The 12,667-nt window shown below is 65.9% G+C and carries 12 protein-coding genes; 4 read left to right on the forward strand and 8 right to left on the reverse strand.

Annotated features, from left to right (window positions below; all coding sequences use genetic code 11):
- Positions 1 to 54: 54 nt before the first annotated feature.
- The 3 genes from CR919_RS11825 to CR919_RS11835 all read left to right on the forward strand — a co-directional run bounded on the left by CR919_RS11825 (position 55) and on the right by CR919_RS11835 (position 5,441).
- Complete coding sequence (locus tag CR919_RS11825; RefSeq protein ID WP_099820165.1) at positions 55 to 3,225, forward strand: multidrug efflux RND transporter permease subunit; 3,171 nt, start codon at positions 55 to 57, stop codon at positions 3,223 to 3,225.
- A 63-nt stretch (positions 3,226 to 3,288) separates the two neighbouring features.
- Complete coding sequence (locus CR919_RS11830) at positions 3,289 to 4,026, forward strand: SDR family oxidoreductase (protein ID WP_089240412.1); 738 nt, start codon at positions 3,289 to 3,291, stop codon at positions 4,024 to 4,026.
- A complete protein-coding gene (locus CR919_RS11835; protein WP_025878845.1) occupies positions 4,020 to 5,441 on the forward strand; it encodes an efflux transporter outer membrane subunit in 1,422 nt (473 codons plus the stop codon). The genes CR919_RS11830 and CR919_RS11835 overlap by 7 nt, the downstream gene beginning before the upstream one ends.
- 41 nt (positions 5,442 to 5,482) lie before the next feature.
- On the opposite strand, the gene CR919_RS11840 is transcribed toward CR919_RS11835, so the two are convergent.
- Positions 5,483 to 5,860: a VOC family protein gene (locus CR919_RS11840; protein WP_099820166.1), complete on the reverse strand. Its 378-nt coding sequence runs from the start codon at positions 5,858 to 5,860 to the stop codon at positions 5,483 to 5,485.
- 138 nt (positions 5,861 to 5,998) lie between these two features.
- Between CR919_RS11840 and CR919_RS11845 the strand changes: the two genes are divergently transcribed.
- The gene (locus CR919_RS11845; RefSeq protein WP_099820167.1) at positions 5,999 to 6,262 is read left to right on the forward strand and encodes a hypothetical protein; all 264 of its coding nucleotides are present in this window, start codon (positions 5,999 to 6,001) and stop codon (positions 6,260 to 6,262) included.
- 18 nt (positions 6,263 to 6,280) lie between these two features.
- Here the strand turns inward: CR919_RS11845 and CR919_RS11850 are convergent, their stop codons facing one another.
- From CR919_RS11850 to CR919_RS11880, 7 genes are all read right to left on the reverse strand, one after another.
- Positions 6,281 to 7,135 (reverse strand): endonuclease/exonuclease/phosphatase family protein, encoded by an 855-nt coding sequence (locus CR919_RS11850; protein ID WP_099820168.1) that lies wholly within the window; start codon positions 7,133 to 7,135, stop codon positions 6,281 to 6,283.
- 135 nt (positions 7,136 to 7,270) lie between these two features.
- Entirely contained in the window at positions 7,271 to 7,510 is a 240-nt protein-coding gene (locus tag CR919_RS11855) for a hypothetical protein (RefSeq protein WP_240196786.1), read from the reverse strand.
- Positions 7,511 to 7,548: 38 nt separating this feature from the next.
- Positions 7,549 to 7,785: a hypothetical protein gene (locus tag CR919_RS11860; protein ID WP_099820216.1), complete on the reverse strand. Its 237-nt coding sequence runs from the start codon at positions 7,783 to 7,785 to the stop codon at positions 7,549 to 7,551.
- 86 nt (positions 7,786 to 7,871) lie between these two features.
- Positions 7,872 to 8,576 (reverse strand): PA1136 family autoinducer-binding transcriptional regulator, encoded by a 705-nt coding sequence (locus tag CR919_RS11865; protein ID WP_099820170.1) that lies wholly within the window; start codon positions 8,574 to 8,576, stop codon positions 7,872 to 7,874.
- A gap of 5 nt (positions 8,577 to 8,581) precedes the next feature.
- A complete protein-coding gene (gene hchA / locus CR919_RS11870; RefSeq protein ID WP_099820171.1) occupies positions 8,582 to 9,454 on the reverse strand; it encodes a glyoxalase III HchA in 873 nt (290 codons plus the stop codon).
- A 78-nt stretch (positions 9,455 to 9,532) separates the two neighbouring features.
- Complete coding sequence (locus CR919_RS11875; protein ID WP_099820172.1) at positions 9,533 to 10,513, reverse strand: hypothetical protein; 981 nt, start codon at positions 10,511 to 10,513, stop codon at positions 9,533 to 9,535.
- Positions 10,514 to 10,578: 65 nt separating this feature from the next.
- Complete coding sequence (locus CR919_RS11880) at positions 10,579 to 12,585, reverse strand: hypothetical protein (protein WP_099820173.1); 2,007 nt, start codon at positions 12,583 to 12,585, stop codon at positions 10,579 to 10,581.
- Positions 12,586 to 12,667 lie beyond the last annotated feature (82 nt).

Consider the following 12,667-nt stretch of genomic DNA (forward strand, 5'->3'; position numbering starts at 1 on the left):
GGCGAGGGGCAGGGCGGCTGTTGCCCGCCGACGGCCTTTTCCAGGAATTCTTCCATGGACTTTTCCCGTTTCTTCATCGACAGGCCGATCTTCGCGGCGGTGCTGTCGATCGTGATCTTCGCCGCCGGCCTGATCTCGATTCCGATGCTGCCCATCGGTGAGTACCCCGAAGTAGTGCCGCCGTCGGTGGTCGTACGCACGGTGTATCCCGGCGCCAACCCCAAGGTGATCGCCGAAACCGTGGCCACCCCGCTGGAGGAGGCCATCAACGGCGTCGAGGGCATGATCTACCTCAAGTCGGTGGCCGGCTCTGACGGCGTGCTGCAGATGACCATCACCTTCCGCCCGGGCACCGACCCGGACGAAGCGGCGGTGAAGGTGCAGAACCGCGTCGCCCAGGCCCAGGCGCGACTGCCCGAGGACGTGCGCCGGCAAGGCGTGACCACCCAGAAGCAGTCGCCCACCTTCCTGATGGTGGTGCACCTGACCTCGCCCAACGGCAAGTACGACACCCTGTACCTGCGCAACTACGCCCGCCTGCACGTCAAGGACGCGCTGGCACGTATCCAGGGCGTGGGCGATGCGCAGATCTTCGGCGGTGGCGACTACGCCATGCGCGCCTGGCTGGACCCGGACAAGGTGGCCGCGCGCGGCCTGACCGCCAGCGATGTGGTGCGCGCCATGCGCGAGCAGAACGTGCAGGTCTCGGCCGGCCAGCTCGGCGCCGAGCCGATGCCCAACAGCCAGTTCCTGACCCTGATCAACGCCCAGGGCCGCCTGCGCAGCGAGCAGGAGTTCGGCGACATCGTGCTCAAGAGCGGCGCCGACGGTGAAGTGGTGCGGTTGTCGGACGTGGCCCGGGTTGAACTGGGTGCCGGCGACTACACCCTGCGCTCGCAGCTGGACGGCAAGAACGCGGTGGGTATCGGTATCTTCCAGGCCCCCGGCGCCAACGCGCTGGAGATCCGCGATGCGGTGATGGCCAGCATGGACGAGATGCAGAAGACCATGCCGGCCGACGTGAAGTACGAAGCGGTGTATGACACCACCATCTTCGTGCGCGACTCGATCAAGGCGGTGGTCTCGACCCTGCTGGAGGCTATCGCGCTTGTGGTGCTGGTGGTGATCCTGTTCCTGCAGACCTGGCGTGCCTCGATCATCCCGCTCATCGCAGTGCCGGTGTCGATCGTCGGCACGTTCGGCGCGCTGTACCTGCTGGGCTTCTCGATCAACACGCTGAGCCTGTTCGGCCTGGTGCTGGCGATCGGCATCGTGGTCGATGACGCGATCGTGGTGGTGGAAAACGTTGAACGCAACATCGAAGAAGGCCTGACCCCGCTGGCCGCTGCGCATCAGGCGATGCGCGAAGTGTCCGGGCCGATCATCGCCATCGCGCTGGTGCTGTGTGCAGTGTTCGTGCCGATGGCGTTCCTGTCGGGCGTCACCGGTCAGTTCTACAAGCAGTTCGCGGTCACCATCGCCATTTCCACGGTGATCTCGGCAATCAACTCGCTGACCCTGTCGCCGGCCCTGGCCGCCCGCCTGCTGAAGCCGCATGGCGCGCCGAAGGATGCCCCGACCCGCATCATCGACCGTCTGTTCGGCTGGGTGTTCCGTCCGTTCAACCGCTTCTTCAAGTCCAGCTCGGAAAAGTACGAGCGTGGCGTGTCGAAGATCCTCGGCCGTCGTGGTGCGGTGTTCGTGGTGTACGCGGTGCTGCTGGTCGGTACCGGCTTCATCTTCAAGCTGGTGCCGCCGGGCTTCATTCCGACCCAGGACAAGCTGTACCTGATTGCCGGTGTGAAGCTGCCGGAGGGTTCGTCGATCGCGCGCACCGATGAAATGCTGCGCAAGGTCGCCAAGATCGCCCAGGAAACCGACGGTGTGGCCCACACCATCTCGTTCCCGGGCCTGAATGCCCTGCAGTTCACCAACACGCCCAACACCGGTGTCGCGTTCATTCCGCTCAAGCCGTTCAGCGAGCGCCATGGCCGTACCGCCGCGCAGATCAATGCCGAGATCAACCAGAAGATCGCAGGCCTGCAGGAAGGGTTTGCCTTCGCCATGATGCCGCCGCCGATCCTTGGCCTCGGTAACGGCAACGGCTACCAGATGTTCATCCAGGACCGTGGCAACCTCGGCTATGGCGCGTTGCAGAACGCGGTGCAGTCGATGCAGGGTGCGGTTGCGCAGACCCCGGGCATGGCCTTCCCGATCACCAGCTACCAGGCCAACGTGCCGCAGCTGGATGCCGAGGTGGACCGTGTCAAGGCAAAGGCCCAGGGCGTACAGCTGACCGAGTTGTTCGACACGCTGCAGACCTACCTGGGTTCGGCCTACGTCAACGACTTCAACCAGTTCGGGCGTACCTGGCAGGTGATCGCACAGGCCGATGGCCAGTTCCGTGACAGCGTCGAGGACATCGGCAAGCTGCGCACCCGCAATGACCGTGGCGAGATGGTGCCGATCGGCTCGATGGTCACCGTCAAGGAAACCTACGGTCCGGACCCGGTGCTGCGCTTCAACGGCTACCCGGCCGCTGACCTGGCCGGTGAAGCCGACCCGCGTGTGCTGTCCTCGGCCGAAGCGATGAACAACCTCACCGCCATCGCCGCCAAGGTGCTGCCGGTGGGCATGGCGACCGAATGGACCGACCTGAGCTACCAGCAGGCGACCCAGGGCAAGGCGGCCTTCATCGTGTTCCCGGTGGCGATCATGCTGGCGTTCCTCGTGCTGGCCGCGCTGTACGAAAGCTGGTCGCTGCCGCTGGCGGTGATCCTGATCGTGCCGATGACCCTGCTGTCCGCGCTGTTCGGCGTGTGGATGACCGGCGGCGACAACAACGTGTTCGTGCAGGTCGGCCTGGTGGTGCTGATGGGCCTGGCGTGCAAGAACGCGATCCTGATCGTCGAGTTCGCCAGAGAGCTGGAGATGGGCGGCAAGGGCATCGTCGAAGCGGCACTGGAAGCCTGCCGCCTGCGTCTGCGCCCGATCGTGATGACCTCCATCGCCTTCATCGCCGGCACCGTGCCGCTGGTGCTGTCGCATGGTGCTGGCGCCGAAGTGCGCTCGGTGACCGGTATCACCGTGTTCGCCGGCATGCTGGGCGTGACCCTGTTCGGCCTGTTCCTGACCCCGGTGTTCTACGTGGCACTGCGCAAGTTCGTCACCCGCAACGGTGGTGGCCAACTGGTGCAGCACGGCGAGCCGACCATCCACCACTGACATGGAAAACAGCGGCGCCGGCAACCACCGGCGCCCGCTTCCCCCTACCAAGGCAATGAATCCATGAACACCCATCAGAACAAGATCGCGCTGGTCACCGGCGCAACCCGCGGCATCGGCCTGGAAACCGTGCGCCAGCTGGCGCAGGCCGGCGTGCATACGCTGCTGGCCGGGCGCAAGCGCGAGACCGCCGTCGAACTGGCACTGAAGCTGCAGGCAGAAGGCCTGCCGGTGGAGGCACTGCAGCTGGACGTCAACGATGGCGCCAGCATCGCCGAGGCGGTCGAGCAGGTGCGCCAGCGCCATGGCCGTCTGGACATCCTGGTCAACAACGCCGGCATCATGATCGAGAACCCGGCACAGCTGCCGTCGGAACAGTCGCTGGACACCTGGCGTCGCACCTTCGACACCAACGTGTACGCGCTGGTGGCAGTGACCCAGGCCTTCCTGCCGCTGATCAAGCAGGCCAAGTCCGGCCGCATCGTCAACGTCTCCAGCATGCTCGGCTCGCAGACCCTGCATGCCGACCCGACCTCGGGCATCTACGACTTCAAGATCCCTGCGTACAACGCGTCCAAGGCCGCAGTGAACAGCTGGACCCTGGCCCTGGCCCATGAGCTGCGCAGTACGCCGATCAAGGTCAACACCGTGCACCCCGGCTACGTGAAAACCGATATGAACGGTGGCAACGGCGAGATCGAGATCGCCGAGGGCGCGCGCTCCAGCGTGCAGATGTCGCTGATCGGCGAGTCCGGCGCCAGCGGCAGCTTCACCTACCTGGGCGAGGTGCTGCCATGGTGATCCGCACCCTGGCGATGGCCGTCTCCAGCCTGGTGCTGGCGGGCTGTGTCAGCGTCGGCCCCAACTACAAGGCACCGGTGCAGGAGCCCGTCGTCCTGCAGGGCGCGCAGCAGCCGGTGTTCAGCACCACCTCGCCGGTGGCCAGCTGGTGGGCGCAGTTCGATGATCCGGTGCTTGAAGAACTGGTGCACGGCGCCTTGTCGGACAACCTGGACCTGCGCGTGGCTGTGGCCCGCGTCAGCCAGGCCCGTGCCGTGTTCGTCGAGAGCCGCTTCGACCAGGCACCGCACGTTACCGCCGGCGGCAGCTACGATCGCCGCAAGCAACCGGATCCGCAGCTGGGTGGGCAGCGGGTGTTCAGTGAAAGCTACCAGCTCGGCTTCGATGCGGGCTGGGAGCTGGATCTGTTCGGCCGCAAGCGCCGCGCGGCAGAGGCTGCGCGTGCCGACCTGGACGCCGAGCAGGCCAACCTTGCCGACGCGCAGGTGCTGATCGCTGCCGAAGTGGCACGCAACTACTTCGAGTTGCGTGGCACCCAGAAGCGCATCGCGGTCGCCCAGCGCACCTTGGTCAACCTGCGCGATACGCAGCGGCTGACCGAGGCACGCTGGGAACTGGGTGCCGGCAGCGAGCTGGACGTGCAGAGCAGCCGCGCACGCTTGAAGGCCATCGAAGCCGACATCCCGCTGCTGGAAGTGGCCGAGACGCAGTCGCGCAACCGGCTTGCCGTCCTGCTTGGGCAGCGCCCGGAAGTGCTGACGGCCATGCTGGCACCGCACGAAGTACCGGCGTTTGCCAAGGCATTGCCGCTGGGCGATACCCGCGAACTGCTGCGTCAGCGTGCCGACGTGCGGGTGGCCGAGCGTCGCCTGGCTGCCGCCACCGCGCGTGTCGGTGTTGCCACCGCCGATCTGTTCCCGCGGCTGTCGCTGTCTGGTTTCGTCGGCTTCCTCGGTGGCGATGCCAGTGGCCTGGTCAACGGCAACAACAAGGCCTGGTCGCTGACCCCGTCGCTGAGCTGGGCGGCATTCGATTTCGGCACGGTCAAGGCACGCCTGCGTGCGAGCAAGGCCGAGGCCGAGGGCGTGGCCGCACAGTACGAGCAGGCGGTGCTGCTGGCGCTGGAAGACACCGAGAACGCGTTGACCCGCTACTCCAAGCAGCAGGCACGGCTGGCCATCGTGGTCGAGCAGGCGCAGGCAGCACGACGGGCCGAATCGCTGGCGCAGATCCGCTACCGCGAGGGCTCGGAAGACTTCCTGACCCTGCTTGACGCGCAGCGCACGCAGCTGGTGGCCGATGATGCACTGGCCGCCGCCGAATCGGAGGTCAACGTCAGCGTGGTGGGCGTGTACAAGGCACTGGGTGGCTGGGGCCAGTCACCGCAGGCGCCGAGCGTGGCCCAGGCGCGCTGATCGGCAGGGGACGGGAGCATCAGCTTCCGTCCCTTTTTTCGCTACGGCCAGAGGTTGGCCGGGGCATCGGGGTCGCGCATGCGCACGATGCAGAAACGATGACCGGTGGGCGCTTCCATCACCCACCAGCGTTTGACGAAACCGACCCGGCGCGCACCGAGCTTTTCCAGCCGTTCGGCTTCGGCGTCGATGTCGTCACTTTCGATATCCAGGTGCACCCGCGACGGGTGATCGACCCGCTGCACCTCCACGTTCAAGCCTGCCGGCGCACCTGTCAGGTCGGCGTACTCGGCGTCGCCTTCGCCACGGGCGGGCCCAGCCTGCAGGCCCAGCGCTGCGGCCCAGAAGCGGGCACTGTCTGCGGCAGGGGTGTCCTGGCAATCGATGATGAATCCGGCCAGTCGGCTGCGATGGGTCATGTGCCGTCTCCGCTCAATGAGGGTGCTGGCAGGGTAGCGCGTGTGCCGCCGCGCGCGTTCTCGCCGCCATGACGTTTCTGACTCTGCCGGAAGTGCCGCCCACCGTGTAACTAGTGGGGAAACACGGGAGGACAGGACATGAGCGAACAGAAGCAATCGGCCCAACGGACGCTGCTCGGCGATCCCGGCTTGCCGGGAGCCGGGCTGTCGGTGGCGGTGGTGGTGGTGCTGGTACTGGCGGCGATGGCTGCGGTGATCGGCTTCCTGCGCCTGCCCGATTCAATGCTGGGGGTCGGCCTTGTCGGCATTGCGGTGTTCCTCGCCGTCGGCGCACGCATCTGCCAGGCGCGCGACCAGCACCAGGCGTTGTACCGCCTGCTGGGCAAGCGCCCCCCGCCGTAGCGAGGGCCGCTACAGTGCTCAGGGCTTCGGCCAGTCCAGCTCAACCACCAGCGGGAAGTGGTCGGAGGGCAGCACGCCGTCGATGCGGCGGTCATCGGTGAGGAAGCTGCGCGCGTGGAAGCCGCGCACCAGCACCCAGTCCAGCTCGGCGGTCGCCGTGCCGGTGAAGTTGTGGAAGGTCAGGCGCGGACCCTGCGGCGACTTGACCTGGGTGCGCGTGTCCTGCAGCACCCGGGTGAAGGCCTGGTAGGTGCCGCCGCCGGGCTCGCTGTTGAAATCGCCGGTCAGCACCACCGGCAGATCGGAAGGCAGTGCGGCCACGCGCGTGGCGATCAGTTCGGCGACCTTGATCCGCCGCGGTTCGTCTTCGTCGCGGTAGGGCAGGTGGGTGTTCATGAAGTAGAAGCGACGGCCATCATCCAGGCGGCGGAACACCGCCCAGGTGACCATGCGCGGGAACAGGTTGCCCCAGCTGATGCTGCCCGCAACGTCAGGTGTATCGGACAGCCAGAAGTTGCCGGACTGCTCCACCGCCAGCACCTTGCTGTCGTAGAACACGCCCATGTGCTCGTCGCCGCTGCCCCCGCGGCGGCCTTCGCCGAACCAGCGATAGTCGGGCAGCTGCTCGGCCAGGTAGTTGGCCTGTTCCAGCACCAGTTCCTGGGTACCGATCACGGCCGGGTGTGCCTGCTGGATCACCTTGACCATGGCATCGCGGCGATCTTCCCAGCGCTTGCCAGGGTCGGTATCGGCCGGCGTACGCACGTTGAAGGACATCACCTTCAGCGGCGCGGGCGAGGCTGCCCAGGTGACGGCAGGCAGTGCAAACGCCAGGAGTGCGCAGAGCGCGGACGTGCGGAAGCGTGACAACATCGTGGAATCCCTCCATTCCATGAAAGCGGTTTCATGGAGGATGCCATGGAAGGCAAGGGCAGCGGTATGCCGGGACAGGCGGCTGCAAGGGCCGGGCGGACGGCGAGCGACCGCCCGGCAGATGCCACTGGGCGATCAGGGGTCGTACATCATCCCGTTCTCGTCGCGGTTGTAGTGGTCGCTGGCCACGCGGGTGCCATCGTCATAGACCACATACAGCGTGCAACGCTGGTGGATGCCGAAGCCGGCACGGAAGGGCACGCACTCTTCCTGCAGGCCGACCTCTTCGGCGGCAGTTGCCGGCGCTGAAGGCACCAGCCCGGCAAGCGCCAGCACGGCACCGAATGAACACGCGAACAGTTTCTTGTGCAGCATCATTGATCACTCTCCTTGTAGTCGAGGTGCTGTGCAGATCAGTCTGCCGGGAGGTACCACTGACCGTTCTGGTCGATCCAGTACACCGACGTGAAAACGGTGCCATCTGCCAGAGTGCGGGTAACTGTGCAGCGCTGATGCACGAGGTTTGGCCCCAGTCTTACGGGCACGCAATCGGTCGTCGATCCGGGAGACCCGGCCGCGTGGCTGCTTGCCGGTACCATACTGCCCACTGCCAACATCAATGCGGCCATCGAGGCCAGTTGCAGTTTCATCAGCATCATCCTTGCTTCTGCAATCGCGCACATGCGCCTGGCCTGTTTAGCATGCGACCGCAGCAGCCGGAAGTGTCGCGCCTCGTTCAGTCGCCGATCTCACCGCGCCGGCCGGCGGCCCGCACTGCCTGTGCGGTGGTCGCCACGCCCAGCCGCTGGCGTGCTCTGCGCAGGTGGTTTTCCACGGTGCGCGCGGACAGACCAAGGGTGGCAGCGATGTCGGCCTGGCGACGACCGGCGGCAACCCAGCGCAGGACCTCACGCTCGCGCGCGCTGAGTGTGCCGGCAGGCACAACCGCCGGGGCGAAAGAAAGCCGATGCGCCGCACGGAAGGCGGCGGTGCCGATCAGCTCCAGCAGCAACCGTGCCGATGGAGATGCGTCGATCGTGCGCCCGCCCCAGCTGACCGCCCCTTCCAACCCGGTTGCACCGAACACCGGCACCTGCAGGCCGTGCAGTCCTTCGCCCCGCGGTTGCCGCACGACCTGGTAGCGCTCGCCGCGCACGCCTTGCTGCTTGCTCCAGAAGAAGGGCGCATCGCTGTCCAGCACATGGCGATTGACCGGGCACGCATGCAGGTAGTGCGCCATGTCAGTGCTGGCGGCCTCACCGAACCAATCGCCATCGATCCAGTACAGGCGCTGCGCGCCGCGTTCCAGATCGGTGCCGGTGGCGAACATCAGCGTGCGGTCATAGCCCAGCGGCGCGCCGGTGCTGCGCAGCAACGCGCCGACCGCCGCCAGCGAACGCGCGCGCTCGAGCACCAGCAATGACGGCACCACGCTGTCCATGTCGATCAGCGCGTTGCCAACGCATCCAGCAGGGTGCGCGCGGCCAGCTTGCCCAGCGCATTGCCCGCCAGCGGGCTGTCGCCGGTCAGCAGCAGACGGTCCTGCATCACGCTGCCGTCGATGCCCTCGTTGACGATCTGCACGCCCTGCTGGGCCAGACGCTCACCGAAGAACCAGGGCAGTTGACCGGGCATGTAGCCGATATCCGGGGTCTGCCGGTCCATCGCATCGGGGAAGGCGCAGATCCGATGGCCACGGAACAATGAACCGCCATCGGCTTCATCCACGCCCGCCGCCAGCAACGCGGCAGGACCGTGGCAGAGGGTGATGATGTGGCGCTGATGGTCCATCGCCCACTGCAGGGTGGCCTTCACTGCGCGACTTTCCGGCAGGCCGATCAACGCACCGTGACCACCGGGAATGAACACTGCGGCATAGTCCGAGCCGGCATCCAGCGCGGCCGCCACGTCATCCAGGTGCAGAGGCTGGCGGAAGCGTGATTCGTAGCGCTCGTACAGTCCGCCGATCTCGCGGTCCTCGCCTGGGAACGCCCACCACTCGAACTTCACCGGGTTGCCCGACAGCGTGGCCACGTCGATCCCGAAACCGGCCTTGTCCAGGTGATACATCGGCAGCAGCGTCTCCACCGGATGGTTGCCGGTGGAGAACAGATGGCCGTTGGCGGTAGGCAGGTAACGTTCGTCGGCGGCGATCATCAGCACCTTCCAGCGCCCGTCACGGCGGGCGTCCGGATAGTCCGCACCGGACAGATCGGTGGTTGCCGAAGTGAACTGGGACAGCGAGTACGGCGACGGGAAAAACGCATCGTGCTCGGCCGGATCGGGGCTGGGCTGGCGGCTGGGCTCTGAGGTGTTCATGTGGACCTCCTGCGGAAGAGAGTGGCCAGCTTAGCCAGAGCGATGCGTACGCACGATGAGGGATTTCCCCCAACGCGATCAGGCAGGCTGCGCTTGCTGAACCCGCTGATAGGCGTCGTCCAGCAGTGCCAGGAAGGCCTGTCGCTGTGCGGCATCAAGCACCACCGCGCGCTCGAATGCATCCACGCTCGCACTCCAGTCCACCAGTGTGTCGTCGTTGTAGAGGGCCTGATGCCGTTCCCATGCCCCGCCCGCCTTCAGGTACAGCCACTTGTCGAACAGGTGCAGCGAGCTGCCGTTGTCCAGTTGCAGGGGGCGGGTGGTCCTGGTGTGGGCCAGCAGGCTGCGCAGCGCAGGTGAATCGTGAAGCTGGCCTGCCCAGACGTGGTTGCCGAGATGTTGATCGGCAAAGTGCAGGATCGCCTGGTGATCGTCCTCCAACCCGGCCTCGTAGAGTGCCTGCGGCACCCGCAGGTGTCGGCGATCGAACAACCACTTCAGTACCAGCGTTGCCGCCTGCGGGGTGGTGTTGTGTTCATTGCCAGGGTCGAAATCATGATGGCCGATGAACTCGCGGTCCTCGCGCAGATTGAGCTGGATGGTGTCCACGCGCTGCCTGCGCTTGCAGAACCAGAGCTTGATTTCCACGTCCCCGGTCAGCGGCCTTTCAAAGTAGACCGTATCGCCGAATTCTTCCATCAGGCCGTTGAAATACGCCAGGCAGTCCTGGAGTGTGGCTGCAGGCTGCACGTATCCGTCCCAGAAGCCTTCGGGCTTTGGCGGATTGCCCTTGGGCCGGCGACTGAACAGGGTGGCGGACTTGAAGTGGCTCAGCAGGCTGCCACGCGCTCCGCTGGTGGGCGGATAGAAGCGATCGTTGATGATGTCGAAGGCGAAGTAGAACTCCATGTCGTGGAGCTTGTCCTTGACTGACTTCTGCCCCTGGTTCGCGCTGATCGTGGCCGGCGGCTTGCCGATACCGTGCTGTGCGAACCATGCCTGCAGATGAGCGTCTGAGCCTTTGCTGCCGAGCAGTTCGACCAGTGTTGAGATATGCATTCCATTGCCTCGTTGTTGGTGGCCCGGTCGGAAAAGCGCGGGCCAGGGTTGCTGGATTTCGTGTGCTACTTCGCCGGCAGAGGATGGACCTCCATGTCCTCATGCAGGATGCGGCGAAGTTCGACGATGGCCGGCGTAGCTTCCTGCACGCTGTGACCGGACACGATCACCTTTTCCGAAACGGCATGTGGCAGGTGCGAACTCCAGTACGGCACCAGTCCATCGTCGGTCTTTTCCAGCGGACCTTCGGCCTGGGTGCGCGCGATGATCGAGTGGTAACGCACCTTCGGCGATATCGGTAGATCGGCCACGGCCTTGACGAAGGCATCGTCCTTGTCCAGGTTCTGGATGCTGTTCATCTGGTAGCCGTGCTTGTCGTCGTTGCGCTCGACCTTGCCGTCGTTTGCCAACGTCGCGACATCCTCCAGCACGGTCAGCGGCAGGCGCACGAAGCGGCCCAGCCAGCGTCCCAAGCGCGTGCCTGCGACATCGGTGCCGCGATGCGGGGTAGCGATGAACACCACCCGCGAGATTTCCGGCTCCGGCTGGAATGTCAGCACCGGTGCGCCCTTCGTACGCAGCAGTTCGCGCTGCGCCGGAGTCATCTGCGCGGTCGCCAACAGGGTATCGACCAGATGGTCGCCGGAGGAGGACACCATCAGCCGCGAAATCACCCCGCCCATGCTGTGGGCGACCACCACCATGTCGTGCGAGGCGAGCGCCTGGCCGCTCGGGTCGAAGTGCCGCAGCGTGTCGTGCAGGATCCGCCGGATCTCATCGTGGCTGAGCGCGATCGGCATGTTGGTCGGGTAGTAGAACTGCCAGATCTGGAAATCGCCGCGGATCTCATCGTCGCGCATCAGTTCGTTGGCCACGTTCACCCACGCTTCCGGGCTGCTGGCCAGGCCATGGATCATCAGCAGCACGCGGCGGTTCGGATCGTACGGCTGCATCATGAACAGGTGCGGTTTTTCGATGCCGCCCTTGCCACCGAACAATGTACGCAGCGATTGCCGGCTGAAGTTGGAGCGGGCCAGCCACAGCGCGTAGCCGGCGGTGAAGTTCGCCGCCAGCGGCACCTGCTCGCCATGCAGTTCCACCACCGCCACCTGGTAGGGGTCGTGGATCTCCAGTTCCGGCTCGTCGTCGTGCAGCACTTCCCACAGGTTCTTGCCCGAGAAGCGCAGCAGCACAGTCATCGACGGCGACGGCATCTCGCTCCAGTCGCGCTCGGTCGCCGGTGCCGTGCCTGCAGCGGCCGCCGCCAGTCCTGTGCTGGCCGGGTCGGCCATCACCGCCACCAGCTCGGCACCGAAGCCATCGCGTCGATGCACGCTGCGCAGGGTGCCGGTGAAGGACATCGATGCAGCCGGTACCAGTTCGATCGGTTCGCGCGTGTCCGCTGCCGCGCCGTCATCGGCAGGCGCCAGCACGAAGGTCCAGCGGCCCAGCTGGAACCGCCCGTTGTGGTTGCGCACCTGCTTGCTCGAGTAGGCCTCGAACAGCAGCACGGCGGATTCCTGCACGGCCAGATTGTAGTAGTCGCGCACCTGGGTCTGGCGGTCTTCGAAGCCACGCTGGTTGGCGGTGCGTTCGGTGAAGAACAGATACGCATAGGACTGCCGTGCGATCTGCATCCACGCATCCAGGCGCGGTTGCAATGTCGGGTCGGGCTGGGCAGTCGCGGCCTTGCTGCGCGCCACCGACGCCGATTCGCGCTTCGGCGCCGGCATCGTCATCGCGTACTGCACCCACAGCTCGGCCAGCGACGAGCGCTTGTCTTCCTCGCGGACGACGATGCTGGCCTCCATCGCCTCGATGCACGGCAGACCCGGCTTGGCGCAGGCGCCTTCGTCCAGGCCTGCCACGCGCAGGGTCTCGGTGGTGGCCGCGCTGAGCTTGCCGCTGGTGAGGATGTCACCGCGCTTGAGCGCGATGTACTGGCCCGGTGTGACCGTGCCCACCTGCACCGATGGGCCGAACTGGCGCAGCGTCGCGCACCCGCTCAGCGTGAGCAGGGCAATGAGGATGAAGGTGGTGTGGCCGATGAAGCCGATGCCTGTTCTTGCCATGTGGACTCCCTGCGCTGGCGCCACTCTAGCGGCAGGCGTGTCAACGCGGAAGCAGGGCTCAGCTGGGTCATTGCGGGCCGAC

Origin of the sequence: Stenotrophomonas sp. LMG 10879 (assembly GCF_002750935.1) — a bacterium.
Taxonomy (GTDB): domain Bacteria; phylum Pseudomonadota; class Gammaproteobacteria; order Xanthomonadales; family Xanthomonadaceae; genus Stenotrophomonas; species Stenotrophomonas lactitubi_B.

Excerpts from the sequence above, each read along its gene's own strand:
- CR919_RS11825 (WP_099820165.1), top strand. The coding sequence starts at position 55 with ATGGACTTTTCCCGTTTCTTCATCGACAGGCCGATCTTCGCGGCGGTG.
- CR919_RS11830 (WP_089240412.1), top strand. The coding sequence starts at position 3,289 with ATGAACACCCATCAGAACAAGATCGCGCTGGTCACCGGCGCAACCCGC.
- CR919_RS11835 (WP_025878845.1), top strand. The coding sequence starts at position 4,020 with ATGGTGATCCGCACCCTGGCGATGGCCGTCTCCAGCCTGGTGCTGGCG.
- CR919_RS11840 (WP_099820166.1), bottom strand. The coding sequence starts at position 5,860 with ATGACCCATCGCAGCCGACTGGCCGGATTCATCATCGATTGCCAGGAC.
- CR919_RS11845 (WP_099820167.1), top strand. The coding sequence starts at position 5,999 with ATGAGCGAACAGAAGCAATCGGCCCAACGGACGCTGCTCGGCGATCCC.
- CR919_RS11850 (WP_099820168.1), bottom strand. The coding sequence starts at position 7,135 with ATGTTGTCACGCTTCCGCACGTCCGCGCTCTGCGCACTCCTGGCGTTT.
- CR919_RS11855 (WP_240196786.1), bottom strand. The coding sequence starts at position 7,510 with ATGCTGCACAAGAAACTGTTCGCGTGTTCATTCGGTGCCGTGCTGGCG.
- CR919_RS11860 (WP_099820216.1), bottom strand. The coding sequence starts at position 7,785 with ATGAAACTGCAACTGGCCTCGATGGCCGCATTGATGTTGGCAGTGGGC.
- CR919_RS11865 (WP_099820170.1), bottom strand. The coding sequence starts at position 8,576 with ATGGACAGCGTGGTGCCGTCATTGCTGGTGCTCGAGCGCGCGCGTTCG.
- hchA (WP_099820171.1), bottom strand. The coding sequence starts at position 9,454 with ATGAACACCTCAGAGCCCAGCCGCCAGCCCAGCCCCGATCCGGCCGAG.
- CR919_RS11875 (WP_099820172.1), bottom strand. The coding sequence starts at position 10,513 with ATGCATATCTCAACACTGGTCGAACTGCTCGGCAGCAAAGGCTCAGAC.
- CR919_RS11880 (WP_099820173.1), bottom strand. The coding sequence starts at position 12,585 with ATGGCAAGAACAGGCATCGGCTTCATCGGCCACACCACCTTCATCCTC.